The 25,924-nt window shown below is 74.3% G+C and carries 26 protein-coding genes and 1 riboswitch; of the genes, 11 read left to right on the top strand and 15 right to left on the bottom strand.

Annotation, left to right across the window (positions count from 1 at the left end):
• Positions 1 to 27: 27 nt before the first annotated feature.
• Entirely contained in the window at positions 28 to 876 is an 849-nt protein-coding gene (locus HHX33_RS05420) for an NAD(P)H-binding protein (RefSeq protein WP_182873595.1), read from the bottom strand.
• A 75-nt stretch (positions 877 to 951) separates the two neighbouring features.
• On the opposite strand from HHX33_RS05420, the gene HHX33_RS05415 reads away from it, so the two are divergent.
• Positions 952 to 1,542, top strand: coding sequence for a TetR/AcrR family transcriptional regulator (locus HHX33_RS05415; protein ID WP_111702075.1), 591 nt, complete (start codon positions 952 to 954; stop codon positions 1,540 to 1,542).
• Here the strand turns inward: HHX33_RS05415 and HHX33_RS05410 are convergent.
• The gene (locus HHX33_RS05410; RefSeq protein ID WP_182873594.1) at positions 1,528 to 3,231 is read right to left on the bottom strand and encodes an alpha/beta hydrolase; all 1,704 of its coding nucleotides are present in this window, start codon (positions 3,229 to 3,231) and stop codon (positions 1,528 to 1,530) included. The genes HHX33_RS05415 and HHX33_RS05410 overlap by 15 nt on opposite strands.
• 92 nt (positions 3,232 to 3,323) lie before the next feature.
• Positions 3,324 to 3,911: a flavin reductase family protein gene (locus tag HHX33_RS05405; protein ID WP_182873593.1), complete on the bottom strand. Its 588-nt coding sequence runs from the start codon at positions 3,909 to 3,911 to the stop codon at positions 3,324 to 3,326.
• A gap of 289 nt (positions 3,912 to 4,200) precedes the next feature.
• Positions 4,201 to 4,344, top strand: a riboswitch (cyclic di-AMP (ydaO/yuaA leader).
• A 13-nt stretch (positions 4,345 to 4,357) separates the two neighbouring features.
• On the opposite strand from HHX33_RS05405, the gene HHX33_RS05400 reads away from it, so the two are divergent.
• A complete protein-coding gene (locus HHX33_RS05400; protein ID WP_182873592.1) occupies positions 4,358 to 5,095 on the top strand; it encodes a glycoside hydrolase family 25 protein in 738 nt (245 codons plus the stop codon).
• 76 nt (positions 5,096 to 5,171) lie between these two features.
• Here the strand turns inward: HHX33_RS05400 and secD are convergent, their stop codons facing one another.
• Positions 5,172 to 7,418, bottom strand: coding sequence for a protein translocase subunit SecD (gene secD, locus HHX33_RS05395; protein WP_182873591.1), 2,247 nt, complete (start codon positions 7,416 to 7,418; stop codon positions 5,172 to 5,174).
• Positions 7,419 to 7,456: 38 nt separating this feature from the next.
• Positions 7,457 to 8,068 (bottom strand): hypothetical protein, encoded by a 612-nt coding sequence (locus HHX33_RS05390; protein WP_182873590.1) that lies wholly within the window; start codon positions 8,066 to 8,068, stop codon positions 7,457 to 7,459.
• Positions 8,069 to 8,255: 187 nt separating this feature from the next.
• On the opposite strand from HHX33_RS05390, the gene HHX33_RS05385 reads away from it, so the two are divergent.
• From HHX33_RS05385 to HHX33_RS05370, 4 genes are all read left to right on the top strand, one after another.
• Positions 8,256 to 8,621: a hypothetical protein gene (locus HHX33_RS05385; RefSeq protein WP_182873589.1), complete on the top strand. Its 366-nt coding sequence runs from the start codon at positions 8,256 to 8,258 to the stop codon at positions 8,619 to 8,621.
• Positions 8,622 to 9,221: 600 nt separating this feature from the next.
• Positions 9,222 to 9,581 carry a TraR/DksA family transcriptional regulator gene (locus HHX33_RS05380; RefSeq protein WP_182873588.1) on the top strand — a complete coding sequence of 120 codons (360 nt, stop codon included), beginning with the start codon at positions 9,222 to 9,224 and terminating at the stop codon, positions 9,579 to 9,581.
• On the top strand, positions 9,578 to 10,471 hold the full coding sequence (locus HHX33_RS05375; protein WP_182873587.1) for a rod shape-determining protein: 894 nt from the start codon (positions 9,578 to 9,580) through the stop codon (positions 10,469 to 10,471). Before HHX33_RS05380 ends, HHX33_RS05375 begins: the two co-directional genes overlap by 4 nt.
• On the top strand, positions 10,458 to 10,796 hold the full coding sequence (locus tag HHX33_RS05370; protein ID WP_182873586.1) for a TraR/DksA family transcriptional regulator: 339 nt from the start codon (positions 10,458 to 10,460) through the stop codon (positions 10,794 to 10,796). Before HHX33_RS05375 ends, HHX33_RS05370 begins: the two co-directional genes overlap by 14 nt.
• A gap of 141 nt (positions 10,797 to 10,937) precedes the next feature.
• Here HHX33_RS05370 and HHX33_RS05365 read toward each other — a convergent pair whose 3' ends face one another.
• Complete coding sequence (locus HHX33_RS05365; protein ID WP_182873585.1) at positions 10,938 to 11,504, bottom strand: dihydrofolate reductase family protein; 567 nt, start codon at positions 11,502 to 11,504, stop codon at positions 10,938 to 10,940.
• A gap of 77 nt (positions 11,505 to 11,581) precedes the next feature.
• On the opposite strand from HHX33_RS05365, the gene HHX33_RS05360 reads away from it, so the two are divergent.
• Positions 11,582 to 12,181, top strand: a complete 600-nt coding sequence (locus tag HHX33_RS05360) for a TetR/AcrR family transcriptional regulator (RefSeq protein WP_182873674.1) — start codon at positions 11,582 to 11,584, stop codon at positions 12,179 to 12,181.
• Between the two features lie 75 nt (positions 12,182 to 12,256).
• Here HHX33_RS05360 and HHX33_RS05355 read toward each other — a convergent pair whose 3' ends face one another.
• Complete coding sequence (locus tag HHX33_RS05355; RefSeq protein WP_182873584.1) at positions 12,257 to 12,847, bottom strand: NADPH-dependent FMN reductase; 591 nt, start codon at positions 12,845 to 12,847, stop codon at positions 12,257 to 12,259.
• A gap of 112 nt (positions 12,848 to 12,959) precedes the next feature.
• Here HHX33_RS05355 and HHX33_RS05350 point away from each other — a divergent pair, with 112 nt between their 5' ends.
• From HHX33_RS05350 to HHX33_RS05335, 4 genes are all read left to right on the top strand, one after another.
• Entirely contained in the window at positions 12,960 to 13,700 is a 741-nt protein-coding gene (locus HHX33_RS05350) for a TetR/AcrR family transcriptional regulator C-terminal domain-containing protein (RefSeq protein ID WP_182873583.1), read from the top strand.
• 21 nt (positions 13,701 to 13,721) lie between these two features.
• Positions 13,722 to 14,891, top strand: a complete 1,170-nt coding sequence (gene hsaA / locus HHX33_RS05345) for a 3-hydroxy-9,10-secoandrosta-1,3,5(10)-triene-9,17-dione monooxygenase oxygenase subunit (protein WP_182873582.1) — start codon at positions 13,722 to 13,724, stop codon at positions 14,889 to 14,891.
• 94 nt (positions 14,892 to 14,985) lie between these two features.
• A complete protein-coding gene (locus HHX33_RS05340; RefSeq protein WP_182873581.1) occupies positions 14,986 to 16,293 on the top strand; it encodes a condensation domain-containing protein in 1,308 nt (435 codons plus the stop codon).
• A 125-nt stretch (positions 16,294 to 16,418) separates the two neighbouring features.
• Complete coding sequence (locus HHX33_RS05335) at positions 16,419 to 17,999, top strand: peptide chain release factor 3 (RefSeq protein ID WP_111702103.1); 1,581 nt, start codon at positions 16,419 to 16,421, stop codon at positions 17,997 to 17,999.
• A gap of 16 nt (positions 18,000 to 18,015) precedes the next feature.
• Here the strand turns inward: HHX33_RS05335 and HHX33_RS05330 are convergent, their stop codons facing one another.
• The 8 genes from HHX33_RS05330 to pcaB all read right to left on the bottom strand — a co-directional run bounded on the left by HHX33_RS05330 (position 18,016) and on the right by pcaB (position 25,852).
• Positions 18,016 to 19,284 (bottom strand): cytochrome P450 family protein, encoded by a 1,269-nt coding sequence (locus tag HHX33_RS05330; RefSeq protein ID WP_182873580.1) that lies wholly within the window; start codon positions 19,282 to 19,284, stop codon positions 18,016 to 18,018.
• 127 nt (positions 19,285 to 19,411) lie between these two features.
• On the bottom strand, positions 19,412 to 20,017 hold the full coding sequence (locus HHX33_RS05325) for a response regulator transcription factor (RefSeq protein WP_310738139.1): 606 nt from the start codon (positions 20,015 to 20,017) through the stop codon (positions 19,412 to 19,414).
• A gap of 32 nt (positions 20,018 to 20,049) precedes the next feature.
• Positions 20,050 to 21,144 (bottom strand): sensor histidine kinase, encoded by a 1,095-nt coding sequence (locus tag HHX33_RS05320; protein ID WP_220501496.1) that lies wholly within the window; start codon positions 21,142 to 21,144, stop codon positions 20,050 to 20,052.
• A 95-nt stretch (positions 21,145 to 21,239) separates the two neighbouring features.
• Positions 21,240 to 22,580, bottom strand: coding sequence for an MBL fold metallo-hydrolase (locus tag HHX33_RS05315; RefSeq protein ID WP_182873578.1), 1,341 nt, complete (start codon positions 22,578 to 22,580; stop codon positions 21,240 to 21,242).
• Positions 22,577 to 23,572 carry a carbohydrate kinase family protein gene (locus HHX33_RS05310; RefSeq protein ID WP_182873577.1) on the bottom strand — a complete coding sequence of 332 codons (996 nt, stop codon included), beginning with the start codon at positions 23,570 to 23,572 and terminating at the stop codon, positions 22,577 to 22,579. The genes HHX33_RS05315 and HHX33_RS05310 overlap by 4 nt, the downstream gene beginning before the upstream one ends.
• The gene (gene pcaC, locus HHX33_RS05305; RefSeq protein WP_182873576.1) at positions 23,569 to 23,949 is read right to left on the bottom strand and encodes a 4-carboxymuconolactone decarboxylase; all 381 of its coding nucleotides are present in this window, start codon (positions 23,947 to 23,949) and stop codon (positions 23,569 to 23,571) included. Before pcaC ends, HHX33_RS05310 begins: the two co-directional genes overlap by 4 nt.
• Positions 23,946 to 24,704, bottom strand: coding sequence for a 3-oxoadipate enol-lactonase (gene pcaD, locus HHX33_RS05300; protein WP_182873575.1), 759 nt, complete (start codon positions 24,702 to 24,704; stop codon positions 23,946 to 23,948). The genes pcaC and pcaD overlap by 4 nt, the downstream gene beginning before the upstream one ends.
• Entirely contained in the window at positions 24,701 to 25,852 is a 1,152-nt protein-coding gene (gene pcaB, locus HHX33_RS05295; RefSeq protein WP_310741226.1) for a 3-carboxy-cis,cis-muconate cycloisomerase, read from the bottom strand. The genes pcaD and pcaB overlap by 4 nt, the downstream gene beginning before the upstream one ends.
• Between the last annotated feature and the right edge of the window lie 72 nt (positions 25,853 to 25,924).

Here is a 25,924-nt window from a genome sequence, read left to right as displayed (position 1 = left end):
CCCGATTCGACGGCGTCGGCGGAGGAGTCAGCGGAAGGCGGCCGCGTTGCGCCGCGCCCAGTCCGAGAACGGGCGCGGCGCGCGGCCGAGCACCCGCTCGACCTCCGGGCTGACCCGCCGTTCGCCGGGGGTCGGATCGCCGAGGATGGCCAGGGTGCCGTCGGCCACCTCCTCCGGCATGAACGCCGCCATCATCGCGCGTGCCTCGTCGCGGCTCTGCTCGGCGAACCGCACGGGCTCGCCGAGCGCGTCGCCGAGCGCGGCGGCGATCTGACGCGGAGAGACCCGCTCCGGCCCGGTGAGCTCGTAGACCCGGCCGTCGTGGCCGGGCCCCCGCAGGGCCGCCGCCGCGACCTCGGCGATGTCGCCGGGATCGATGACCGGCAGCGCGACGTCTCCGAACGGGGCGGTCACCGTGCGGCGCAGGCGGACGGACTCCGCCCAGGCGAAGGCGTTGGAGGCGAAGCCGCCCGGTCGCAGGATCGTCCACTCCAGCCCCGAGTTCCTGACCTCGCTCTCGTCCTCCAGCGCCCGCATGCCGTGACCCGGGGAGAGCGGGCGCGTCCCGGCGGACTGGGAGGACAGCAGGACGACCCGGCGCACCCCGGCTTCCGCGGCGGTGCGGAGGATCGGCCGCACGTTCCCGCCCAGGGCCAGGTAGTCGCCGGGCGTCACCAGGAACAGCGCGTCCGCCCCCTCCAGCGCGGGGCGCAGCCCGGCGGGATCGGCCAGGTCCGCGCTGACCGCACGGACGCCTTCGGGCACATCGGCGGACGAGACGCGGCGGGCGACGGCGGTGACGTCCTCGCCCGCCTCCGCCAGGAGCCGGACCAGGACCCGGCCGACGTTCCCGGTGGCTCCCGTTACGACGATCATGATGATCTCCCTCAAGTTAGTTAGTCAGCTGACTCAGAGAGAACCGTAGCACGGGACGCGCCTATAGTCAGTCAGGTGACTGACTCGACCGTTTCCCGCGCGGGGGCCGCGAGCGCCAAGCGGCGGCGGCTCACGGCGGCCGCCGCCGAGGTGGTGCACCGGCAGGGCGCCGAGCGCACCACCATCGCCGACATCGCCCGCGCCGCCGGCGTCCCGGTGGGCAACGTGTACTACTACTTCAAGACCAAGGACGAGCTGGTCGCCGCCGCGCTGGACGAACACGCCCGGCATCTCGCGGAGCTCACCGGACGGCTGGAGCGGCTGCCCGATCCGCGTGAGCGCCTCAAGGGGCTGGTGGAGACCTGGATCGGGCAGCGCGACGTCGCGGCGCGATGGGGCTGCCCGACCGGCACGCTCGCCGCCGAGCTGGACAAACGCGGTGAGGGCGGGCTGGACGCGGAGGCGGGGAGGGTGATCCGGCTGCTGCTCGACTGGGCCGAGCGCCAGTTCCGCGAGCTGGGCCTGCCCGAGCCCGACGGGCTCGCGCTGACCCTGGTGAGCGCCTATCAGGGCATGTCGCTGCTGGCCAACGCGCTGCGCGATCCCGAGATCATGAAGCGTGAGGGCGACCGGCTGCTCGGCTGGCTCGGCTCACTGCCCGGCTGAGCCGGCCTCGCTCCGGGACAGGAGCGTGGTCAGGGCCGTGGTCCGCGCGTCGTCCCAGCCGGCCGGCGGCGCGATCCGCGCCCAGGCGGCGGCCACCTCGCCGCCGTAGTCGTGCCCGTGGCCCGGCGGCGCGTCGAGGGAGAACACCAGATCCGCGGTGACCTGCCAGAACGTGACGAACGGATACCAGCGGATCCAGGGCAGCACGTCGCCGCCGCGCCGTTCCTCCAGCCAGTCCGGGCGGCCGAGGATCAGCCGCGGGGTCCACCACACGATCGGATCGGAGGGATGCTGGAGATAGACCACCCGCGACCCGTCCCAGGAGGCGGGCGCGGGCAGGTCCTCGGGCCCGTTGGCGAAGCGCACGGTCTCGCCGTCCCGGTAGACGGGCAGCACCTCCCGGCTGCCCGGGTCGCGGCCGTCCACGAACCGCCGCCACAGCGGGCTGCTGTCGGGCGGCCCGACGAAAAGCGCGCCGTCGGTGCGCTCGCGCAGGTCGCGGTCGTCGCGGAACGCCGACTCCGCGCCGAACGCCCCGAGGCTCTCCCCGAACACCAGCAGCCGGGGCCGGTGACCGGCGGGCAGCCGCGACCACCGGGCGTACACCTGGCCGAACAGCTCGCGCCCGGCCGCCGTGACGCGCTCGCGGTCCACCAGGAACGACAGCCAGCTCGGCAGGTAGGAGTACTGCATCGAGACCAGCGCGGTGTCCCCGCCGTACATGAACTCCAGGGCGGCGGCGGCCTGGGGGTCCACCCAGCCCGTGCCGGTCGTCGTGATCACGCACAGCACCGTCCGGCGGAACGCGCCGGTCCGGTCGAGCTCCCGTACGGCGAGGGCGGCCCGCTCACGGGCGGTCGCGGCGGAGTCGAGCCCCGCGTAGACCCGGACCGGCGGGAGCGCGGGCCGCCCGGTGAAACCGCTGAGTTCCCCGACGGTGGGGGCGCCGGCGACGAACGCCCGGCCCTCCAAACCGAGCGACGCGAAGGAGACCAGGGAGGAGGGGCCGCCCGAGACGGCGGCGGACCGGGGCCGCGAGGTGCCGGGCGCGGTCTCGCTGTTGATCGCCGCGAAGCTGTTGTCGGCCCCTCTGAGCAGGGCCTCGGTGAGGATCCCGTCGGTCAGCAGGACGGCCAGCACGCCGACGCCGAGCGTCGCGGCCAGCCGCGCCGCCGTGGCGGGGATCCACCTGCCGAGCACGCCTCCGAGCGCCCGTGCGGCGACGCGCAGCGCCCTGGCGGTGGCCAGCAGGAGCAGGAACACCGCCGCCGCGACGAACGGCACGCCGAGATAGCCGAGCCGTTCCGGCGGGCGCAGCCCCATCAGCGGGTAGATGGCCCTCTGGGCGCGTACGCCGAGGACCAGCGACGCGGCGCCCAGCCCGCAGCCGAACGTCGCGACCAGGCGGCGGACCCGCCGCCGTCCTGTACGGCGCCACCCCTCGCGCCATCCCGCGCACCGGGCCCCGGCATACCGCCGGACGACCGGGGCGGCGCTCCGGCGGGCCAGGGCGCCGGCGGTCACGCCGGCCAGGTATCCGGTCGCGGTCAGCACCCCCGCGATGATCCCCTGCAGCGGCCACGAGCGGGGCAGCAGCGACGGAGTGAGGGACAGGCAGAAGAAGATCGCGGCGAACAGGATCCCGGCCGTGTCCAGCGCTCCGCCGAGCCGTACCCGCCCCTCCCGCATCAGGCCCCCGATTCACCGCCTGTCCGCCGAACTCGCGGAGCAGGCAGGCTATCAAGTCACCGGCAGGTCACGGCCCCGCCCCCCGCGCGGCCTCATCCCCAGTGGTCGCCCCAGCCCCACAGGTTGGGCCCGAGCGCCGTGGCGGGGTCGTCGTGGTACACGCCGAACCTGCCGCGGAAGAACAGCATCGGCCGCTGCTCCGGATGGACGGGTTCGAGTTCGCGGACGAGGCCGATCACCACGTCGTGGTCTCCGGCCACGTGCACCTCCCGGACCTCGCCGTGGACGCGCAGCAGCACGTCCCGCAGGGCGGGCGTGCCCCAGCGGGACAGGTCCCAGGCGAGCCCGGCGAACTTGTCGCCGTTGCTCGATCCGAACCTGGCGCACACGTCGACCTGCTCCTCGCCGAGGACGTTGACGCAGAAGCGGCCGGACTTCCTGATCCGCGGCCAGGCGCGGCCCTTGTGGTCGGCGCAGAAGAGCACGAGCGGTGGTTCGAGGGACACCGACGCGAACGACTGGCAGGCGAACCCCACCGGATCGCCGTCGTCGAGACCCGTGACCACGGTCACGCCGGTCGCGAACATCCCGAGCGCGCGGCGGAACTCCGCGGGCGACGGCGGCGGCGCGTCTCCGGAGCCGGGGTCGCCGAGGCCGGGGCCGGCGGAAGCTGCGGTCATGGGTTCACCTCTCGCGTGCGGTCCGGTGGCTCCGGTGTGCCTTTGGTGCGGCTCTGGTCCGGTGACTCAGCGCTCAGGTCACGAACTTACAAACCCCCTCGGCGCCGCGCCGCACGGGATCCCGTCCAACGGGGCGGCCTGCATGACGAGTCTTCCCAGGTAAAAACAGGTTTTGTCAGGTTTACACCATTGTTGAGCTGTATGTACCTTTAGGTGCCACGGCATGGGTACCGGTGACATCCGCGTCGCCTCCGTTGCCGTGTCGTTGCCCGGACCGTGCGCTCTTCTGTGCGCGCGGCCGCCGAATCCGCGTTCCGCGGAGCCGGGGACCCACTTCTCGGGGTGAATCGGCGCGCAGGCCCCCAGATGCGCCCGTAGGGCACTTCCTGCCCGAACCCGTCAGCTAACCCGGTAGGCGGCATGGAAGCAAGGAGCTCAACCGCGTCATGCCCACCATCAGGTTCTCTCCCGCCGGGCGGCCCTCCGCCCGCCGCCTGCGCGCCGCCCTCGCCGCGGCGGCACTCGCGGTCACGGCCGGCACGGCCACCCTCACCGCCGCCACGCTAGCCGCCACCGCGGCCGCGCCCGCTCCCGCCTACGCGAACCCGCACACGTACGGCCAGGACGTCTCCGGCTACGAGGCCGACCACGACTGGATCAACAGCCGGGCGCAGTTCGGCTTCATCAAGGCGACCGAAGGCCTGGACTGGGTCGACTCGTCCTTCCCCCGGCACTGGCGGGAGCTGGACAAGAAGGGGATCGTCCGCGGCGTCTACCACTACGGCCACCCCTCCAACGACCCGATCGCCGAGGCCGACCACTTCCTCCGGGTGGTGAACGCGCAGCCGGGCAAGCCCGGCGACATCCTCGTGCTCGACCTGGAGACCGCCGACGGCCAGTCGGTGCAGCGCGTCAACGCCTGGGCCAGGAAATGGCTGGAGTACGTGACCGCCAAGACCGGCGTCCGGCCGATGTTCTACAGCGGCTGGAACTTCGCCGACAAGTACGGCCGCGGCCTGGGCGACTATCCGCTGTGGGTGGCCCACTACAGCCGGAACCCGGGCGACATCACCCCGCCGGCCGACTGGAAGAGCTGGGCGATCCACCAGTACACCGACTCGCCGATCGACCAGAACGTCTCCGCGCTGAGCCCTCTCGAGCTGCGCGCCCTCGGCCGCCACTGAGGCTCCGTGGTCCCGGGGCGGGCGCCGCCCGCCCCGGGACCATTCTCAGACCGCTTTCAGACCATCCCTGACCACATCAGACCACCGCGCCCGATCCGTCGCGGGCCACGGGCCGGCGACGCGGAGCGGCGGGCGCGGGCGGCGGCTGACCGGCGCGCCTCTCCAGCTCGATCGCCGCCGGCCCCGCCACGAACGACGACGACAGCGTGCCCGCCACGATGCCGATCAGCAGGGCGATCGCGAAGTCGCGCAGCGAGTCGCCGCCGAACACCGCCAGCGCCGCCAGGATGAACAGCGCGCCGAGCCCCGTGTTCACCGTACGCGGCACGGTCTGCAGGATCGCCGTGTTCACCACCCGCCCGAAGGGCGTCCCCCGCGACACCGGCCACAGCTCGCGGACCCGGTCGAAGAGCACGACCTTGTCGTTGACCGAGTACCCGATGATCGTCAGCATCGCGGCGAGGAAGACGCCGTCGATCGGCTTGCCCAGCCAGGCGAACGTGCCCACGACGACGGCCGCGTCCACGAACAGCGCCGCCACGGCCGCGGCGCCGAACGTCCACCGGAACCGGAACGCCAGGTAGGCGAGCTGCGCCGCGAGCGCGACGCCGAGCGCGATGAGCGCGTTGCGGCGCAGCTCCGCGCCCAGGCTCGGCCCGACGAGCTCGTCGCGCTGCTTGGTGACCTCCCCGACGCGCCGGTCCAGGGCCTCCTCGACGCGGACGACGTCGTCGGCGGTGATCTGCCCGGTCCGTACGGAGATCGCGTCGTCCGACCGCTGCACGACGGCCGTGGGGAACCCGGCGTCCGACACCGCCTGCCGGGCCGCGGCGACGTCGACCGGCCTGCTCGTGCCGAACTCCACGATCCGCCCGCCGGTGAACTCGACGCCGTAGTTCAGGCCGCGGGTGACCAGCCCCGCGCCCACCAGCACGAGCAGCCCGGCCGCGACGGCGAGCCAGCGCCGCCCCGCCCGCATCAGGTCGGGGTTCCGCCGGGTCAGCCAGGTCCTGACCCGGCCGATCGAGCCGAGGCCCGACACCCCCGGGCCGAACCTGCCGATCAGGGCGGCGGCGAGCACCCGGGTGATCAGCATGGCCGAGATCAGCGAGGCGAGCACGCCGATCGCCAGCGTCACGCCGAAGCCCTTCACCGGCCCCGACGCCAGCCAGAAAAGCAGCCCGGCGGCGAGCAGGGTGGTGATGTTGGAGTCGGCGACCGCGCTCCAGGCTTTCTTGAACCCCCGGTCCAGGGCGGCCTTGAGGCCCCGGCGGGGCGCCGCGCCGTACTCCTCCCTGGCCCGTTCGAAGACCAGCACGTTGGCGTCCACGGCCATGCCGATCGCCAGGACGAACCCGGCGAGGCCGGGCAGCGTGAGCGTGGCGCCCATCGCCACCAGTCCCGCGTACGAGATCAGGCCGTAGCAGGCCAGCGCGACCGCGGCCAGCAGGCCCACCAGGCGGTAGACGAGGCCGATGAACACCGCGGTGAGGATCACCCCGGCGACGCCCGCCTTGGCGCTCGCCGCGATCGCGTCGGCGCCGAGGGTGGGGCCGACCGTACGCTGCTCGACCAGCTCCAAGGGCACCGGGAGCGACCCGCCCTTGACGAGCACGGCGAGGTTCTGCGCCTCCTCGGCGGAGAACGACCCGGTGATCTGGGTGGTGCCGCCGGGGATGCCCGCCCCGCAGGTCACGGTCTCGTTCACCTGGGGCGAGGAGATGATCTCGTCGTCGAGCACGATGGCGACCCTGCGCCTGGGATCGCCGATCGGCTCGCAGGCCGCCTTGCCGGTCAGCTCCCGCCAGGGGCCCGCCTCCCGGAAGTCGATCGTCACGAACCAGCCGGGCCCGAGCTGGGGGTCGGTGCCGGCGGCGGCGTCGGTGACGCCGGCCCCGCTGAGGGCGACCGGGCCGAGCTTCAGCTTCTGGCCGCTCTCGTCGGCGACCGCGTCCTTGTCGCCGTCCCCGGCCGGGCCGAGCACCGGGTGGAAGTTGAGCTGGGCGGTCTTGCCGATGACCTCGGCGGCCTCGCGCGGGTCGAGCACGCCGGGCAGCTCCACGATGATCCGCTTCTCGCCGGAGCGGACCAGGGTGGGATCGACGACTCCGAGGGCGTCCGCACGGCGCCGGAGCACGTCGAGGGCACGGTCGGTGGCGTCGGCGTCCGCCCTGACCGTGGGGGAGTCCTTCGTCTCGAAGACGAGCTGGGTGCCGCCGCGCAGGTCGAGCCCGAGGCGCGGGGCCATGGTGAGGGCGAGCAGCAGTGAGGTGGCGATGACGGCGAGCGCCGCCACCGCGCGCCACAAAGGCGCACGTGACATTGTGCCTCCACAGGCAGGTACGAGGAGAGAAAAGGGCCTCAGTACGCCGTGGAGGGAGGAGCCCGCGCGGCCGTCGTGCGGCGCGGGCGCTGGGCGGGGCGATCGTCGTGATCCGGGCCGGCTCGGGTGACCCGGGTGCCCCCGCGCGGCGACGCGGAGGCGGGCGGCAGGACCGGCCCGGCGGTGGCGCCGGGGCCGCCCGGACCCGCGTGGATCCGGGGCTGGTCACTGTGCGCGGGCCGCCCCGCGCTGGGCGACCCCCAGTGCCGCGCCGTCGTGTTCCGCGCGCTCGTGTCCTCCGCCCTTACAGGGCGGGCGGTCGTGGGCCGCGCTGCTGTAGGTGCGGCGGTCGTGCTGCGGGAGATCGAGAGGCGCGTGATCGAGAGGCGGGCGTCGCCGACCGCCGAGGGCCAGGCACGCGCCGCGTGATGTGAGGTGCCCGTCGTGGCCGGCGGTTGGCCGAAGGCCGCTGCGGCGCCCCGCACGCCCGCGGTCTCCGCGGCGGCGGGCGCGCCCGTGAGGCGGAGCCCGCCGGCAGACTGGGATATGCCCTGAGCGGCGGCGGGCGAGCCGCCGGCGGTCAGGAAGCCGGTGGTCAGGAAGATCGCGTGCAGCAGGAGCAGCAGCGCGGCGGTCAGCCTGCTTCGCACGATCCCTCCCTCCCGTGACGACCCGGTCTCACGTCACCGTAGCCGCTCCGGCCCGGAGCCGCCGCGTGCCGTGATCGTGTAGGGCGAAAAGTGCCGAGATCATTCGAAAATGGGCGGAAATAAGGTGAGAAACGGGCGACGGAAAACGTAGATGACCGTTTCGCGAAGGTGGGCTATGGTCGGTCTCATGGCGACCTCACGACGTGGCATGTGCGGGTCCACCGCCTTCACGTGGGTGGTGGGCCTGCTGATGCTCGGCCTCGCCCTGGTCGCCTCGACGCCCGCCTGGTACGGAGGCGACCCCGCGCAGCACGCGCCCCAGGCCGCCGCCGAAGTGTGGACGCCGGGGGCGTGGTCGCCCCAGTCCGCCACCCTGCCCGCGGGCGCCGGCTCAGAGCACATGCCGCTGTCGTTGCGGCTGCGGAGCGCTGTGGCCGCGTTGGCGGCCCCGGCGTCCGTCCCGGCGCTGGTCCGGCACGACGAGGACGTCTTCCTCAGCCCGCAGCAGACCGGGCATCGCACGGTCGGATCCCGTAGCCCGCCGCTGGTCTAGAACTCCGGAGCGCTCCGAACCGCGGCGTCGGCCCGGTCTCGTCGTCGAGCAGCCCCAGCCGTCCGGTAATCAGGCCGGTCCACGCGTCGAGTGATCCTCGGCAGGGGGTCCGCGACACCGTCTGTGAAGCGGCCCGCGACCTGGCCTGCGAAACGGCCGGGCCACGGCCTCTGAACGCCGGTCGCATGGTCCGTGACCCGGCTGCTCGGAGCATCCGCCGCACGACGCGACAGGCGTCCCGCCACGGACCGCAGACGCCCCACCCGGCCCACAGCCGGGCAGGGCGCAGGTGGGCATTCCGCTTCGCGCGCCGGGTGCACGGCCCGCTCGTTCCGCCGTTCCGCCGCTTTTCCGAGCGGTGTGGTGGGGTGAGCGCTCGTCCCGGGCCCGTCTCGCGTCCGTCTCGGGCCCGTCCCGCGGCCTCGCGACCGTCGCGCTCCGCCTCGCGTCCGTTCCCGCGTCCGTGGGCCGGCCGGGCTCCGGCCGTTCGCCGCGCTCCGATCCGACCGTCACCCGGGACCACCGCTCGCACCCGTCTCGTACCGGTGCGGGGCATGGCGTCCCACCCCACCTTTTCCCATACCTGGAGTGATGCCGATCATGGCTGAGATCAGGTCGCCGGGCTCTCTCATGGAGGAGTGCCGGCAGTACGATGCGCAGCTCTCCGAGCTGCGCATGCTGCTCGACGAGCGGCTGCACGCCGCGCGGGCCGAGCTGGCCCTGGCGGGCGAACCGCACGAGGTCACGCCGCCGGTCGCGCGGGTCCGCCAGTCCGCCGAGGCCGTACGGCGGGCGAGCCGTGACGTCGCCGCGATCGAGGCGGCGATCGAGCGGATGGACCTCGGCCTCTACGGCACCTGCACGGAGTGTGAGGCGTTCCTGCCGCTCGACCGGCTCCGCTCGTCGCCGCACGTGCAACTGTGCGCCGCCTGCACCGGCGAGACCCGGATGTCGGCATGACCGGCACAACCGGGATCACGACCGGGCACGGCGTGACCCGTGCGGGTGGCGGGACGAGCGGGGGAGCGGGCCGAGCGACCGGCCTGGCCCTCGACCTCGGCACCGCGCGGACCCGGCTGCTGCTGTCCGGCAGCCCGGTGATCCGGGAGCGGCCCTCCGCGGTCGGCGCTCCGGCCGCACCGCGCCACTGGCCGGTGCGGCACGGGATGGTCTCCGACATGCCCGGCTGCTCGCGGCTGGTCCGTGCCGCGCTGCGCGAGGCCGCCGGGCAGGAGCCTCTGGAACGCGTCCTGCTCGGCGTGCCGGTGGCGGCCTCGCGGCTGGACCGGCGCGCGGCGCAGGCGGCGGTCGGCAGCGCCGCCCGCTGCCCGGTCACGATCGTCGAGGAGCCGCTCGCCGCCGCGGTGGGCTGCGGCGTCGACATCGGAGACCGGAGGCCGCGGCTGCTCCTCGACGCCGGCGCGGGGATCGCCGAGGCCGTCGTCATCCGCGGCGGCCGGATCGCCGACGCGGGGGCCGTACAGATGGGCACGCGGGACCGGTCCAAGGACCGCGCCGAGGACCCTGCCGGCGATTCGCCGGACGGTCCGCGGTTCCCGCCATACGTGCGGGAACGCATCGTGGCCATGGTCGCCGACCTCGTCGCGCGCGTTCCCGCCCGTATGCGGGGCGTCGCGCGGGGGCGCGGCCTGCTGATCACCGGCGGCGGCGCCCGCGATCCGGAGCTGGCCCGCGCGCTCTGCGCCGGGCTGCGGATCACCGTCACCCCCGCCGTCGATCCCGCCCAGGCGACCGTCAGGGGCCTGGCCTGCCTCCTGCCCGCGGTCGCGCGCCGCGCCGCCCTCATCCCCGCCGACGAAGTGAAGGACCTCGACGATGACCACCAGTGACGAGTTCACCGCCATCAGCGAGCCGCAGATACGGCTCATCCGGACCGAGCTGGAGGAGCAGCTCCAGTGGCGTGAGGTGCAGTTGCGCGACCTGCGGGCCGCGGTCGACGGCGGTGAGCAGGACACGGCCCGCCTCGCCCTGCTCGCGGACGTCGCCGCCACCGAGCGGGCGGTGACCGAACTGCGCCGGACGCTGGAGCGGATGGAGGAGGGACACTACGGCCGGTGCGCCGACTGCGCGGCGGCCATCCCGTTCGGACGGTTGAAGATCCGGCCCCTGGCCCGCTACTGCATCGCCTGCCAGCGGCGCCACGAGGCCCGCTGACGCCGATCCGGCCGCCCGCCCCGGCGTTCCCCCCGGGACGGGCGGCCGGCGTGCGGGCGTGCGGGCCGGGTCGCCCGGAGAACGTCGCCGCGGCCCTCGCATACGCGGCCTCGGCGGACGGTGTCTCCCCGCACTGATCGCCTACGCCCTGTCGTACCAGGTCACGGTCGTTCCACGGCCGAAGGACCGGGACCGGACCGGGGTGAACGGCGTGGGGCGGAAGGCCCCGATGAAGGCCGAGATCCCGTCGCCGGCCACGACCGGGTAGCTCTTGACGATGAGTTCGTCGATCTCCGGCAGCAGCGCGCCCGCGAGCGTGCCGCCTCCGCACAGCCAGATGTCCCCGCCCTCCTCCTGCTTGAGGCGCCGCACGAGACCGATGGGGTCGCTCCGCACGAGCTCCACCTGGGGATCGCCGATCTCGGGGGTCGAGGCCGACACCACGTACTGCCTCAGGTGGGCGTAAGGGCTGGTGACGCCGAGGTCGAGGCCCGGCTGGTAGGTGCCGCGGCCCATCACGACCGTGTCGAAACGCCGGTTCGGCGCTTCCAGGCCCAGTTGCGCGCGCACGTGACTCGGCACCGTCTCCGGATACTCCTCGATGATCCAGCTCAGGGTGTCCTCCAGCGGATAGAAGTCGAACTCCCCGCCGGGGCCCGCGATGTAGCCGTCGATGCTGACGCCGATGTAGTACACAAGCTTTCGCATACAAAACGCTCCGTTTAAAGTACTCTGTCTGTAGTGGTTCTGACCGTAGTACTACAACTGGAGTGGTGTCAATCGTGGTGCGACAGAATCCGGCCCGGCGGGCGGCTCTGCTCGACGCGGCCATCGAGGTGCTGGCGCGGGACGGCGCGCGGGGCCTGACCTTCCGCGCGGTGGACGCCCAGGCGCAGGTGCCGGGCGGCACCGCGTCCAACTACTTCGCCAACCGGGACGAGATGCTCACCCAGGCGGGCGCGCGCGTCTACGAACGGCTGGAGCCGGAGGCCGGGTCCCTGACCGGGAGCCCGGAGGAACGCAGGGACCGGGCGAGGGTCGCCGAGCTGACCCACGAGGTGGTCGAGCGGGTCAGCACCTACCGCACGGGATTCCTGGCCCTGCTGGAGCTGCGCCTGGAGGCGACGCGACGGCCGGCCCTGCGGGCCGTGCTCACCGAGCGGATCAGAGCGGACGTGGACGCGAACATCCGCCTCCACCTCGGCGACGGCCGGCCCGGGGACGCCACGTCGGTGGAGCTGCTCCACCTGGCCATGAACTGGCTGATCCTGGAGCGGCTCACGCTGCCCGACGTGTTCCCCGAGGCCCGTCTGCGTGAGCTCGTGGAGCAGGCGGTGGAGCGCCTGGTCCCGGAGACGCGGGACGAGGTTCCGGCGGAGGGCTGACGGACCGGCCGTCCCGTGACCAGGACGGCGGCGTCGCGATGAAGGCGCGGGCGGGAGCGGGCGGGAAGGGCCGGATCAGGCGCCGTACGGCCGGGCCGCCCGCGCGTCCCGCAGCGCCCTGCCGAACCAGACGAGCTCGTCGAGCATCGTCCTGGCCGCGCTCTCCGCGCCCGCGGGGTCCTTCGGCCAGTTGCCGTCGTCGTCGAACAGCGTCCAGGGGCTCCGGAACGCGACGGAGTCGCGGACGGTCACCGCGTGCAGTTCGGCGAAGACCAGCCGGAGCTGCTCGACCGCCCGCAGTCCGCTGGACATGCCGCCGTAGCTGACGAACCCGACGGGCTTGGCCGCCCACTCCCGGTGATAGCTGTCGATCATCAGCTTGAGGGCGGCGGGGAAGCTCCGGTTGTACTCGGGGGTCACGACGACGAAGGCGTCCGCCTCGTCCACGCGGGGCCGCAGTGCCGTGACCTCCTCGGGCCTGTCGCCGCCGAAGTGCCCGCGCAACCCGTCGGGGAGCCGGGTCTCGGCAAGGTCGATCACGTCGAGGGCGAGGTCGTCGCGCCGCTCGGCCTGGGCGGCGAACCAGTTCGCGACGAGGGGCGCCACCCGCCCGTCCCGGACGCTGCCGATGATCATCGCGATTCCGAGCCGGTCGTCGCCGGGCATGGTTCCTCCACGAGGTGAGTACGTCGTACGCAACAAGTACACCGTACGCGCAAGTGCGTACGGCGTACAAGCACGGGTACGATGTACACGCACAACGGTGAGGAGTGTGGCGATGGCCGGGAAGAGCGCGGACGAGGTCGCGGGTGACGCCGTCGAGTCCATCTGGCAGCGGATGGAACGCCCCGCCCGGCCGCCCCGCGCGGCGCTGACCCACGCCCAGATCGCCGCGGCGGCGGTGGAGATCGCGGACGCCGAGGGGCTCGACGCCGTCTCGATGCGCCACCTGGCCGAACGGCTCGGCGTGGCGACCATGGGGCTCTACCGGTACGTGCGCGGCAAGGACGACGTGATCGAGCTGATGCTCGACGCCGTCATCGCGGAGGAGGCGCTGGTGGAGCCCGCGGCCGACTGGCGTACGACGCTGCGCGAGGCGGCCCGCGGCCTGCGGCGCGCCGTGCTGCGGCACCCCTGGATGGTCCGGACGACGGCCAGGTCGGGCCAGCTCACGCCGCACCTCGTCGCGCGGGCCGACCGGCTGCTCGCCTCGCTGGAGGACCTCGGCCTGGACGCCGACGGCCGCATGGCCGTGGTCGGCACGGTGAGCGCGTACGTCAACGGGATGGTGGCGGTCGACGTCGGCCTGGCCGAGCTCATGCGCCGCGAGGGCGTCACAGGGGCGGACGAGCTGCGCGGCCTCTACTCCTCGCACCTGAGGTGGCTGCTGGAGTCGGGCCGCTACCCCGCCTTCGAGCGCTACATCCGTGAAGGCGTCCGCAAGGACGACGGCGAGTGGCAGTTCGAGCTGGGGCTCGAATGCGTGCTCGACGGCGTCGCGGCGCGGCTGGGCATCTGACCGAGACAGAAGGATTCCCCCATGAGCAACGAGGTCCTGGACGAGGTTCGCGCGCTGCTGCCGGAGATCGCCGCGCGGGCCCGCGCCGTCGACGAGGAACGGCGGGTCCCCGCGGAGTCGATCGGCGAGCTGTCCCGGGCCGGGGTGTTCCGGATGCTGCAGCCCAAGAGGTACGGCGGCGCGGAGAGCGATCCGGTGCGCTTCTACGAGGTGGTGCGGGAGATCTCGGCGGTGTGCGGGTCGACCGGCTGGCTCGTGTCCGTCCTCGGCGTGCACCCCTGGCAGCTCGCCCTGTTCGAGGAGGCCGCCCAGGACGAGGTCTGGGGGAGCGACCCCGGCGTGCTCGTCTGCTCGTCGTACGCGCCGGTCGGGCGGCTCGTCCCGGCCGAGGGGGGATACCGCCTGTCCGGCCGGTGGCGCTTCTCCTCGGGCTGCGGGCACGCGTCGTGGGCGCTGCTCGGCGGCCTCGTCCTGGGCGCCGCGGGCCGGCCGGCGGACGTCGTGACGGTGCTGGTGCCCCGCTCCGACTACGCGATCGAGGACGTCTGGGACGTCATCGGGCTGCGCGGCACGGCCAGCGACGACATCGTCGTGGACGACGCCTTCGTCCCCGCGCACCGGGTGGTGCGCAACCAGGACCTGACCCGGCTGCGCGGGCCGGGCCAGCAGGTGAACACCGGCCCGCTGTACCGGCTCCCGTTCGGCGCCGTGTTCACCACCACGATCACCGCGCCGATCGTCGGGATGGCCTCCGGCTGCTACCGGTCGTACGTGTCGGCCATGCGCGACCGCGTACGGCTGAGCCTGGGCGGCGGCGGCCGGTTCGCCGACGACCAGTTCGCGCAGGTCGCGGTCGCCCGGGCGGCGTCGGAGATCGACGCGGCGGTCCTGCAGACCGACCGCAACGTGCGGGAGGCCTACGAGCACGCGGTGCGGGGCGAGGCGATCCCGGCCGAGCTGCGGCTGCGGGTGCGCCGGGACCAGGTCCGCGCCACCGAGCGGGCGCTGGAGGCCATCGACGTCCTGTTCAAGACGGCGGGGGGCAACTCCCTCCGCCGCGGCAATCCCATCGAGCGGGCCTGGCGCGACGCCCACGCCGGCGGCGTCCACGTGGCCAACGACGTCGAGCGCGCCCTCGCGATGTACGGCAGGGGCGAGTTCGGCCTGCCCGTGGAGGACAACCTCATCTGACCGGCGGGCGGCCCGGGAGGATCTTGACCCGCTCGGAGGCGCATCCTAGCCTTCATGGCAGCGTCCCCACGGACACCCGCGTCGAAGGAGAGCCATGCGGCTTCAGGTGGGCTTCGCCTCCAGCCGTTCCGGTACAGCGGAGCTCGCCTGGGGGCAGCGGGATATCTGGGGAGCCCTCCAACAGGTCGGGCCGGACAGCGCCCACTACTTCAACGTGCCCAAGGTCCTCGCCGTCCCGCGCGCGGGCGGCCCGCGCCCTCCCGAGGTCGTGGCCGCCGCCCTGGCCGAGGTGACGGGCCGGCACGACGCCCTGCGGTCCCTGGTGCGGCTCGGTGCGGACGGGCCGTACCAGGAGGTGGCGGCGGCGGGGACGCTGCCGGTCGAGATGGCCGAGGCGGCTCGCGACGAGGCGGGCGACGTCGCGGCGGCACTCGCCGCCCGCCTGGCCGCGCGGTCCTTCGGCGATGGCGAGCAGCCGCTGCGCGCCGGATTCGTGGTCCGCGACGGTGCCGTCACCCACGTGACCCTCGTGATGAGCCATGCCGTCGCCGACTGGCACGCGGCCGGCGTCGTGGTGAACGACCTGCGGACGCTGCTGCTCCGCGGCGCGATCACGCGGCCGCCGTCGTCGCAGCTGCTCGACCTGGTGCGGGAGGAGCGGGCGGCACCGGCGCGTTCGGACCGCGCGATCGCCCAGTGGGAGGCGCTGCTCCGGACCGTGCCGTCCGCCATGTTCCCGGAATCGGTCCGGCCGACCTCGACGCCGAGGTACGCGCGGGCCGTGCTGACGTCGCCCCGTCTCAACCACGCCGCGTACGTGCTCGCCGCCCGGGCCGGGGTGAGCACCGCCACCGTCCTGCTGGTGGCGGTCGCCATGCTGCTGCGCGAGCTGACCGGGCACGAGGTCGCCGCGATCACCCCGATCGTGCACAACCGCTTCGACGACCGGACCCGGGATCTGGTCACCAGCCTCAATCAGCTCGGACTGTTCACCCTGGGCCCGAGCGGGGGCCTCGCCGAGACGGTCGCGACCGCGTACCCGGCGGTTCTCGCGTCCTACCGGCGCGCCCGATTCGACAAGCCGGCCATGCAGGCGATGATCGACCGGCTGAGCGCCGACCGCGGCGTCTCCGTGTTCCCGTCGTGCTGCTTCAACGACCTGCGCCCGGGCGAGGACCCGGGCGCCGCCGCCCGCGCGGACGAGGAGTCCGAGCTGGAGTGGCTCCCCGGCACCGATAAGCGCAGCTGCGACTTCTGCCTGGCCCTGATGCGCCGCAACGGCACGCTCGGCGTGGAGGTGAACGCCGACACCACCCGCCTGTCCGAAGGTGAGATCGAGGCCCTGCTGCACCGGCTGGAGTCCTTCGTCGTCTCCTCCGCCCACCGGGAACCCGTCACGTGACGCCATGGCGTGGAGGGTGCCCGCGGACGCGGTAACCTACGGTGTTCACCGCAGTTGGGAGCCCCGATGCCTCGATCGCACGATCACACCACGACGACCCGCGTCCGTACGCCGGGGACGCGGCGATGAGCGCCGTGACGGGTGAGGCGGCGCGGCGCCGGACGTTCGCGGTGATCAGCCACCCGGACGCCGGAAAGTCCACGATGACCGAGGCGCTCGCCCTGCACGCCTCGGCGATCACCCAGGCCGGGGCCGTGCACGGCAAGGCCGGACGGCGGGGCGTGACGTCGGACTGGATGGAGATGGAGCGCGCCCGCGGCATCTCGATCACCTCGGCGGCGCTCCGCTTCGAGTACCGCGGCCACGTGTTCAACCTGGTCGACACCCCCGGCCACGCCGACTTCTCCGAGGACACCTACCGCGTACTGGCCGCGGTCGACTGCGCGGTCATGTTGCTCGACGCGGCCAAGGGCATGGAGCCGCAGACCATGAAGCTGTTCGAGGTCTGCCGCCACCGCCGCATCCCGGTCATCACGTTCGTCAACAAGTGGGACCGGCCGGGCCGCGAGCCGCTGGAACTGCTCGACGAGATCGAGGAGCGGACCGGCCTGCGGCCCACCCCCGTGACCTGGCCCATCGGTGCCGCCGGGAACTTCCACGGAGTGGTCGACCGGCTCGACGGCCGCGCCGTCCGCTACACCCGCACCCCGGGCGGCGCCACCAAGGCGCTGGAGACCACGCTGACGCCGGAGGAGGCGGAGGCCGATCTCGGGGCCGACTGGACCCGGGCGCGGGAGGAGAGCGACCTGCTCGCCGCCATCGGCGCCGAGCACGACCAGAAGGCGTTCGAGGCGCACGAGGCCACTCCGGTGCTGTTCGGCGCGGCGCTGTCCAACTTCGGCGTGGCCCGGCTGCTCGACGTGCTGGTCGACCTCGCCCCCGCGCCCGCGCCGCGTACGGACGTCGAGGGCGCGGCCCGGCCGCTGGACGCGCCGTTCGCCGGCCTGGTGTTCAAGGTGCAGGCCAACATGGACCCCGCCCACCGGGACCGCATCGCGTTCGTCCGGGTCTGCTCCGGCCGCTTCGAGCGCGGGATGGTGCTCACCCACGCCGCGACCGGACGGCCGTTCGCCACCAAGTACGCCCAGTCGGTGTTCGGCCAGGAGCGCGCCACCATCGACGAGGCCTACCCGGGGGACGTCGTCGGGCTGGTGAACGCGACCGCCCTGCGCCCCGGCGACACCCTGTACGAGGGCACGGCAGTGGAGTTCCCGCCGATCCCGAGCTTCGCCCCCGAGCACTTCGCCGTGGCCCGCTCCCGGAGCACCGCCAAGGCCAAGCAGTTCCGCCGCGGCATCGACCAGCTCGACGGCGAGGGTGTCATCCAGGTGCTGCGCTCCGACCTGCGGGGCGACCAGGCGCCCGTGCTGGCCGCGGTCGGGCCCATGCAGTTCGAGGTCGTGCAGCACCGCCTGGCCGCCGAGTTCGGCGCGGAGATCGTGCTGGACCGGCTGGAGTACACCCTGGCCCGCCGCACCGACGCCGAGTCGGCCGAGGTGCTGCGCCGCCAGCGCGGCGCGGAGGTGCTCATGCGCGGCCGGGACCAGGCCCTGCTCGCGGTGTTCACCGACCAGTGGCGCATGCGGTCGATCCAGCGCGAGCACGAGGGCCTGACCCTGGAGCCGCTCATCGCCGGCCAGGGCTGATCCCGCCGCCTGCGCCCTACCCCAGGCGTACGGGGAGGCGGGTGAGGCGCCAGGAGAACGGCAGGAACTGGCGGCCGAGGTCCTCCGGCGCGACCGCGAGCGCGAGGCGGGGGTGGCGGCGCAGGAGGGCGCCGAAGGCCACCTCGCCCTCCTGCCGGGCCAGCGCGGCGCCCAGGCAGTAGTGCAGGCCGTGGCCGAAGCCGACGTGGACCTCCTTGTGGCCGTCGGACTCCCGCGTGACGTCGAGCCGGTCGGGGTCGTCGAAGCGGCGGGGGTCGTAGTTGGCCGACACCAGGACGGCCATCACCGGCTCGCCCCGCCGCACGGTCAGGTCGCCGATCGGCACGTCCTCGGTGGCGTACCTGATCCGGGTGCCCTGCACGGGCCCGCACCAGCGCATGAGCTCGTGCACGGCGCGCGGCAGCAGTCCGGGGTCGGCTCGCAGCGCGGCGAGCTGGCCGGGGTGGGTCAGCAGGGCGGCGGTCCCGTTGCCGATCAGATGGGCGGTGGTCTCGTGCCCGGCGAGGACGAGCGTGAGGATCATCGTGACCAGTTCGGTGTCCGACAGCCGGTCGCCGTCCTCGTCGTGGGCCCGGATCAGGCCGGTGAGCAGGTCGCCGGTGGGCTCCGCGCGACGGCGGCCGACGAGTTCGTGGATGTAGTCGACCATGGCCCGCAGCGGCTCGCTCACCGCTCCCGGTTCGAATGAGAAGAGGCCCTTGCCCCACTCCCGCCACTGCGGGCGGTCCTCCTCCGGGATGCCGACCAGCTCGCAGATGACGGTGATCGGCAGGGGATAGGCGAAGTGCTCGATCAGGTCGACGACGCCGTCCTCGGCGTGCCCGGGCAGCCGGTCGAGCAGGTCCTCGGTGATCGCCTCCACCCGGGGGCGCAGCTCCGCCACGCGGCGCGCGGTGAAGGCGCGGGAGACCAGCCTGCGCAGTCTCAGGTGGTCGTTGCCGTCGGCGTCGAGGACGGAGTCGAGCAGGTACGGCGCGTACTCGCGGGGGATGCCGCGGGCCTCGATGAGGTCCTCGCGGATGTTCTGCACGTCCGAGCCCGGCACGTTGGCCGGGTTGTTGACGAACCGGCGGTCGCTCAGCACCGTCTTCACGTCCTCGTACCGCATGACGATCCAGATCGGGGAGCTCAGGCCGGGGAAGGAACCGCGCATCATCGGGGCCTGCTCCCGCAGCCGCGAGTAGCCCCCGAACGGGTCGCTCGCCAGCTGCGGGTCGAACAGGTCGACGACGGTTGTGCCGGACCTCGTGCCGGGAGTGCTCATGCCAACCTCCACGTGCCAGGTACGTCGCGTCAGGTGCGTCCAGGTGCGTCTTTCACGTGCGGCGGACGTCAACGCTACGCCGCGGCACACCCCCCGGCAACCGGCTTCCCGGCCCGGATCGGACCGGTCAGAGCCAGCCGCTGTGGCGGGCGGCCCGGACGGCCTCCATGCGGTTGCGGGTGCCGGTCTTGGCGATGCACGACGACAGGTGGTTGCGTACGGTGCTCTCCGACAGATGGAGGCGGCGGGAGATGTCCGCGGCCGTCGAGCCGTCGGCCGCCGCGACGAGCACCTCCCGCTCGCGCGGCGTCAGCGGGCTCGGCCCCGCGCTGAGGGCGGCGGCGGCGAGGGCGGGGTCGACCACGACCTCGCCCGCCAGCACCCGCCGGATCGCCTGGGCCAGCTCGCCGACGGGCCGGTCCTTCACCACGAACCCGCGGGCGCCCGCGTCCAGCGCGCGGCGCAGGTAGCCGGGCCGGCCGAACGTGGTCACGATGACCACGGCGCACGAGGGCAGCGCCGCCCGCAGCCCGGCGGTCGCGTCGAGCCCGCCGCCGCCCGGCATCTCGATGTCGAGCAGGGCCACGCCGGGCTCCGTCCGCAGCGCCGCGGGCAGGATCTCGTCCCCGCTCGCGACCTGCGCGACCACCTCGAAGTCGTCCTCCAGGTCGAGCAGGACGGCGAGCGCGTCGCGCATCATCGCCTGGTCCTCCGCGATCAGCACGCGCGTCACGGGCGGGGTCATGGGCGGGATCACGGGTTGCGTCACGGGCCCTCGTCCCCGCCGAGGCGCGGGATCTCGGCGGCGAGGACGAACCCCCGGGGCAGCCGGGTGGCCCGCAGCCGCCCGCCCGCGGCGGCCAGGCGCTCGCGCAGCCCGCGCAGGCCGCTGCCGTTCTCCTCCTCGACCTCCGCGCCTGTGCCGCCGGTGCCGGCGGCGCCGTCGTCGCTGACCTCGACCAGCACGGGGTCGCGGTCGCGGCGGAGCGTGATGACGCAGCGCCGCGCCCCGGAGTGCCGCACGACGTTCGTGACCCCCTCCCGGACGACCCAGCTCAGCAGCATGTCGGCCTCCCGGGGCAGCGCGGGCCCCGACTCCCGCACCTCGCAGTCGATGCCGGCCGCGGCGAGCGCCGCCCGGGCGGTGTCCAGCTCGTACGCGAGGCTCGCGTCCCGGTAGCCCGTGACCGCCTCGCGCACCTCCGTCAGCGCCTGCCGCCCGATCGCCTCGATGTCCTCGGCGTGCCGCACGGCGGCCGCGACGTCGCGCGGGGCCAGCCGGCGCACGGCCTCGGCCTTCACGACCACCATCGAGAGCGTGTGCCCGAGCAGGTCGTGCAGGTCGCGGGAGAAACGCAGCCGCTCGGCCGAGACGGCGGCGGCGGCCAGCTGCTCGCGGGTGCGGGCGAGCTCCTCGATGATCTGGCCCATCCGGCGGAAGCCGTACGCAGTGATCCCCGCGAGAGTGGTGGTCAGCGCGGTGCCCCAGAGGGCGGCGTCGAAGGAGCCGCCCCGGGCCAGCACCACGGTGGCGGACAGCACGGCCGTGGCGGCGACGAGCCAGGGCGCCACGCGGAGGGGCGCGACGACTCCCACGGCCACCGCGAGCAGGGAGAACAGGGTCCGCCACTCCGTCGCCTCGTACGCGGCGTTCGCCGTGACGGCCGCCGCCGCGAGCAGCCCGGCCAGCACCGCCGGCAGGAACCGTGCGGACGGCGGTGGACGGCGGGAGGTGAGCACCGCGCCCGCGAACGACACCCCCGCGACGGCCAGGACGGCCCACTCGGAACCGCTGTGTACCGCCGACGCCGGCGCGAGCAGCAGGAGGGCGGTGAACCCCAGTGCCCATATTCCCGCCATGGCGGCCATTATGGTCCCCGGCGGCCGGGATGCGCAGAGTGGAACGTCCGCTCTCCGGCAGTACGAATCACCCGGTCCAGATCATCCGGCCCGGATCATTCCCTGCCGGGAGGGTAGGTGTCGTCGACGGCGACGACGTCGCGCCCGGCGGCGGCGAGCAGGGAGGCGGCGACGGCCGCCCGGTAGCCGGTCGCGCAGTGCGTCCACACCTCGCCGGGCGGCACCTCGTCCAGCCGCGCGGGCAGCTCGTGCAGCGGGATGTTGACCGCACCGGGCAGGTGCGACTCGCGCCACTCCGCGCGGCGGCGCACGTCCAGGACCACGACCGGCCGCTCGCGGCGTACGGCGGACAGGTCGGCGAACGTCGCGAGGGGCAGGGACGCGGGCTTCTCGCCGCCGTCACCGACCCAGTCGGCCGGGCCTCCGGTGGCGGCCGCGGCCGGGCGGTCGACGCCGATCCGCGCCAGTTCGCGCTGCGCCTCCGCCACGTCCTCCGGCATCGCGCCGAGCAGCGTCACCGGGGTGCCCCAGGGGATGAGCCAGCCCAGGTGGACGGCGAAGCCTCCGTCGAGCCCGAAATTGAGCGTCCCCGGCAGGTGGCCCGCCGCGAACGCCGTGCGGGACCGCAGGTCGACCACCCATTCGCCGTCCCGCAGGCGGCGGCGCAGCTCGGCGGCGCCGGCCCGGTGCGGCGGGGACAGGTCGGGCGCGTCCGGCCCGGCCAGGTTGAGCGCCGCCATGTGCGCGTAGTACGCCGGGTAGGCGTCCAGCCCGGCGAGCAGCGCCTCCGCGTACTCCTCCTCGCCCCGCGTCAGGACCGGGTTGGTCTTCGACTCCCGGCCGATCGTCGACTCGGTGACCTCCTCCGACTGGGCGGACGAGCAGAAGCTCCCGAAGCCGTGCGTGGGGTAGACCTCCGTCTCCGGGGGCAGTTCGCGGGCCAGGCGGTGCGCCGACGCGTACTGGGCGCGCACCAGCGTGTCCGTGTGCTCCGGGCCGAGCAGGTCGGGCCGGCCGGTCGAGCCGTAGAGCAGCGAGCCTCCCGTGAAGACCGCGGGCGTCCGGCCCGGGACCTCCAGCGCGTACGACAGGTGGGTGAACGTGTGGCCGGGAGTCGCCAGCACGCGCAGGCGCACGTCCCCGGCCTCGATCACGTCGCCGTCCTGGATCGGGCAGTGGTGGAACGCCACCGGGTCGGCCGCGTTGACGTGGTGGTCCGCGCCGGTGGCCGCGGCCAGGGCGGGCCCGCCGGTGACGTAGTCGTTGTGCACGTGGGTCTCGAAGACGCCGCGGATGTCGACGCCGCGCCGCTCGGCGAGGCGGAGCATCCGGTCGACGTCTCGCTGCGGGTCCACGACGAAGGCGACCTCCCCGTCGGTGACGAGGTAGCTGCGGTCGCCCAGGGAGGGGGTGCCGACGGCGATGATCTCGATCATGTATGTCCCTCCTCGGCTCGGGACAGACCCGTACCCAGGGAGAACGAATTCACCTCCGCCCGGGTGGGCGGGACCGCGCCGGCGCGGGTGCACACGATCGCGGCGGCGGCGCAGCCGCGCCGCAGCGCCTCGGCCACCCGCGCGGGGGTGAGGGCGCCGTCGGGCAGGGGCCCGTCGTGCAGCGCGTCGAGGTAGGCGGCGGTGAAGGTGTCGCCGGCGCCGACCGTGTCCACGACCTCGACGGCCGGGGCCGGGCAGGTGATCACTCCGTCGCCCGGAACCCCGTCGCCCGGAAGCCCGTCACCCGGAACCCCGTCATCTGAGAGCCGGTCACGCAGCACCGCTGTCGCGCCCTCGCCGCCCCGGGTGACCACCACCAGCTCCGGGCCGAGCCCGGCCCAGCGCCGCGCCACGTCGAGCCCGGCCTCGCCGGGGTAGAGCCAGTCCAGGTCCTCGGCGCTCACCTTGACCAGGCGCGACAGCCGTACGCACTCCTCGACCAGGGCCACAGCGGCGGAATGGTCGCCGGCCAGCGAGGGCCGGATGTTCGGATCGTAGGAGACGGTGACGCCCGCCGCCTTCGCGGCCCGCATCAGGGCCCTGACATGGTCGCCGCCCGGGGCCACGAGGGTGGCCAGGGAGCCGGTGTGCAGGCAGGTCACCCCGTCGAGCGCGACCGGGGCGGAGAGCCGCCACTCGAAGCGGAAGTCGTACGACGCCGAGCCGTCCGCGCCCACCCGGGCGAAGGCCAGGCCGGTGGACGCCGCCGGGGCGAGGTCGCCGGTGCCGATCCCGTGGCGGGCCAGGTGGTCGCGGAGCAGGCCGCCGAAGAGGTCGTCGCCGGTCTCCCCGGCGAACCGCACCGGCCGGCCCAGCGCCGCCAGCGCCACCGCCACGTTGAGCGGGCTGCCTCCGGGCACGGCGGTGAAGGTCCACGACCCCGGCGCGCCGATCAGGTCGACGAGGCTCTCGCCCGTCACGAGGAACGTCATGCGGCGTCCTCTCCCGGGTCCTCCGCCAGCACGCGCTGGGCGACGGCGAAGGCGGCGTTGGCGGCGGGCACCCCGCAGTAGATCGCGGTCTGCAGCAGGACCTCCTTGATCTCGTCGGTGGTGAGCCCGTTGCGCCGCGCGGCCCGCACGTGCATGGCCAGTTCTTCTAGCTGTCCCCGGGCCACGAGGGCGGTGAGCGTGACGCAACTGCGGGTTCTGCGGTCCAGTCCCGGCCGGGTCCAGATCTCGCCCCAGGCGTACCGGGTGATGAGGTCCTGGAAGTCGGCGGTGAACTCGGTGGTCGCCGCCTGCGCCCGGTCCACGTGCGCGTCGCCCAGCACCTCCCGCCGCACCCGCATGCCGTCGTCGTCGCTCATGCCGTCCTCCGGGAGGTGGTGGTCAGGTGCCGGACGATCGCCTCGGTGACGACGTCCGGCCGTTCGGCGGTGGCCAGGTGGGCCGCATCCGGCACCACCAGCAGCGTGGCGTCCGGGATGCCCCCGGCCAGGACCTCGGCGTGCGCGGGCGGGGTCGCGGGGTCCTCGGCCCCGGCGACCACCAGGGTGGGCGCGCGGACCTCCCCGAGCCGGTCGCGGACGTCGAAGGCGGCCAGGGCGTCGCAGCAGCCGGCGTACCCCTCGGGATCGGTGCCGCGCAGCATGTCGAGGTAGCGCCCGGCGCCGGGGAAGCCCGCCGTGAACCACCGCGACCGGGTCGTCTCCACCAGGGGCCCGGTGCCCTCCGCCCGCACCAGGGCAGCGCGTTCGCGCCAGCTCTCCGGAGCGCCGAACCGGGCGGAGGTGCAGCACAGCACCAGGCTCGCGACCCGGTCCGGCGCCCGCAGCGCGAGGGTGGTCCCGACGGCCCCGCCCAGCGACACCCCGGCGTACGAGAAGCGGCCGGGAGCGTGGCGGTCGAGCAGCGCCAGCACCCCGGCCGCGAGGTCGTCGACGGTGAAGCCGGACGCGGCGGGGGAGCCGCCGTGGCCGGGCAGGTCGTAACGGAGGACCCGCCAGGTGCGGGTGAGCGCGGCGAGCTGGGGCTCCCACAGGTCGAGCGTCGTGCCCAGCGACGGGCCGAGCACGACGACCGGAGCGTCCGGCGGGCCGTCGAATCGGTGGTGCGGGATCATCCGTCTTCTCTCGCGTGGCGCTCCCGGGAACGGGACTCCCGGGCATGGAACTCCAGGGCGCGGTCCACCAGGGCGGGCGCCGGCCCGGCCCCGGTGTCCTCCCCGTGCTCGCGCAGTACGGCGAGCAGCTCATCGAGATTCTGCCGCATCCGGCCGGGGAACACCTCCAGGCCCCCGGTCAGCTCCGCGGCCGTCTCCGCCGAGCCGCCGGCCAGGCGCAGGCACTCGCGCAGCGGCTGCCATTCGGCGTGCCAGCCTCCGGCGGGCCGCTCGTGCTCGGCCACCCGTGACGCGAGCAGGATCTGCGTCAGGGCGGGCGCCTGCAGCGCCGCCGACCGGATCATCGTGGCGAGCACCGGGTTGCGCTTGTGCGCCATCGCCGACGAGCCGCCCCGGCCGGGCGCGGCGGGCTCGGCGACCTCGCCCACCTCGCTCTGCGCCAGCAGGATCACGTCGACGGCGAGCTTGCCGAGCGCGCCCGTGACGGCGGCGAGCGCGGCGGCGAGGTCCGTGACCGGGGTGCGGGAGGCGTGCCAGGGCAGCACCGGCTCGGCCAGCCCGGTCTCGGCGGCGAAGAGCGGCAGGAGCTCCAGGGCCCGCTCGCCGTACCCGGCCATCGTCCCGGCCGCGCCGCCGAGCTGGACCGGCAGCCGCACCGCCGCGAGGCGGTCGCGGGCGTCCCGGCAGCCGAGCAGCCACCCGGCCGCCTTCAGCCCGAACGTGGTGGGCACCGCCCGCTGCATGAGCGTGCGTCCGGCCATCGGGGTGCCGCGGTGCTCGGCGGCCAGCCGGGCGAGCGCGGCGAGCACCCGGTCCAGGTGCGGCAGGATCACCGCGCGGGCCCGCGCCGACACCAGCATCGCCGCCGTGTCGAGCACGTCCTGGCTGGTGGCGCCGTGATGCACCCACCTACTCGCGTCCCCGGCGGCGGCGCGCAGGTCCTCGACCAGCGGCACGACGGGGTTGCCGGCGTCCCTGGCCCGCCGGGCGAGACCGGCCACGTCGAACCGCTCCGGGCGGGCCGCCTCGGCGATCGCGGCGGCGGCCCGCCCGGGGACGACGCCGAGGCGGGCCTGCGCCCGCGCGAGGCAGACCTCCGCCTCCAGCATCGCCCGCAACCAGGCGCCGTCGCCCGTCACCGCCGCCACGTCCGTGCCCGCCCAGACGGGCGTCAGCAGGCCGTGGTCAGGGCCCGCGCCGGACGCCGCATCGGGCCCTGA

It is taken from the genome of Microbispora sp. H10670, from assembly GCF_014161385.1.
GTDB lineage: Bacteria > Actinomycetota > Actinomycetes > Streptosporangiales > Streptosporangiaceae > Microbispora > Microbispora triticiradicis.
This window is presented reverse-complemented; position numbering and strand designations above follow the sequence as displayed.

Excerpts from the sequence above, each read along its gene's own strand:
- secD (WP_182873591.1), bottom strand. The coding sequence starts at position 7,418 with ATGTCACGTGCGCCTTTGTGGCGCGCGGTGGCGGCGCTCGCCGTCATC.
- HHX33_RS05420 (WP_182873595.1), bottom strand. The coding sequence starts at position 876 with ATGATCGTCGTAACGGGAGCCACCGGGAACGTCGGCCGGGTCCTGGTC.
- HHX33_RS05410 (WP_182873594.1), bottom strand. The coding sequence starts at position 3,231 with ATGCGGGAGGGGCGGGTACGGCTCGGCGGAGCGCTGGACACGGCCGGG.
- HHX33_RS05355 (WP_182873584.1), bottom strand. The coding sequence starts at position 12,847 with ATGCCCGGCGACGACCGGCTCGGAATCGCGATGATCATCGGCAGCGTC.
- HHX33_RS05335 (WP_111702103.1), top strand. The coding sequence starts at position 16,419 with ATGAGCGCCGTGACGGGTGAGGCGGCGCGGCGCCGGACGTTCGCGGTG.
- HHX33_RS05380 (WP_182873588.1), top strand. The coding sequence starts at position 9,222 with ATGGCTGAGATCAGGTCGCCGGGCTCTCTCATGGAGGAGTGCCGGCAG.
- HHX33_RS05330 (WP_182873580.1), bottom strand. The coding sequence starts at position 19,284 with ATGAGCACTCCCGGCACGAGGTCCGGCACAACCGTCGTCGACCTGTTC.
- hsaA (WP_182873582.1), top strand. The coding sequence starts at position 13,722 with ATGAGCAACGAGGTCCTGGACGAGGTTCGCGCGCTGCTGCCGGAGATC.
- HHX33_RS05405 (WP_182873593.1), bottom strand. The coding sequence starts at position 3,911 with ATGACCGCAGCTTCCGCCGGCCCCGGCCTCGGCGACCCCGGCTCCGGA.
- HHX33_RS05375 (WP_182873587.1), top strand. The coding sequence starts at position 9,578 with ATGACCGGCACAACCGGGATCACGACCGGGCACGGCGTGACCCGTGCG.
- HHX33_RS05365 (WP_182873585.1), bottom strand. The coding sequence starts at position 11,504 with ATGCGAAAGCTTGTGTACTACATCGGCGTCAGCATCGACGGCTACATC.
- HHX33_RS05385 (WP_182873589.1), top strand. The coding sequence starts at position 8,256 with ATGGCGACCTCACGACGTGGCATGTGCGGGTCCACCGCCTTCACGTGG.
- pcaC (WP_182873576.1), bottom strand. The coding sequence starts at position 23,949 with ATGAGCGACGACGACGGCATGCGGGTGCGGCGGGAGGTGCTGGGCGAC.
- HHX33_RS05400 (WP_182873592.1), top strand. The coding sequence starts at position 4,358 with ATGCCCACCATCAGGTTCTCTCCCGCCGGGCGGCCCTCCGCCCGCCGC.
- HHX33_RS05350 (WP_182873583.1), top strand. The coding sequence starts at position 12,960 with ATGGCCGGGAAGAGCGCGGACGAGGTCGCGGGTGACGCCGTCGAGTCC.
- pcaD (WP_182873575.1), bottom strand. The coding sequence starts at position 24,704 with ATGATCCCGCACCACCGATTCGACGGCCCGCCGGACGCTCCGGTCGTC.
- HHX33_RS05340 (WP_182873581.1), top strand. The coding sequence starts at position 14,986 with ATGCGGCTTCAGGTGGGCTTCGCCTCCAGCCGTTCCGGTACAGCGGAG.
- HHX33_RS05310 (WP_182873577.1), bottom strand. The coding sequence starts at position 23,572 with ATGACGTTCCTCGTGACGGGCGAGAGCCTCGTCGACCTGATCGGCGCG.
- HHX33_RS05320 (WP_220501496.1), bottom strand. The coding sequence starts at position 21,144 with ATGGCGGGAATATGGGCACTGGGGTTCACCGCCCTCCTGCTGCTCGCG.
- HHX33_RS05370 (WP_182873586.1), top strand. The coding sequence starts at position 10,458 with ATGACCACCAGTGACGAGTTCACCGCCATCAGCGAGCCGCAGATACGG.
- HHX33_RS05315 (WP_182873578.1), bottom strand. The coding sequence starts at position 22,580 with ATGATCGAGATCATCGCCGTCGGCACCCCCTCCCTGGGCGACCGCAGC.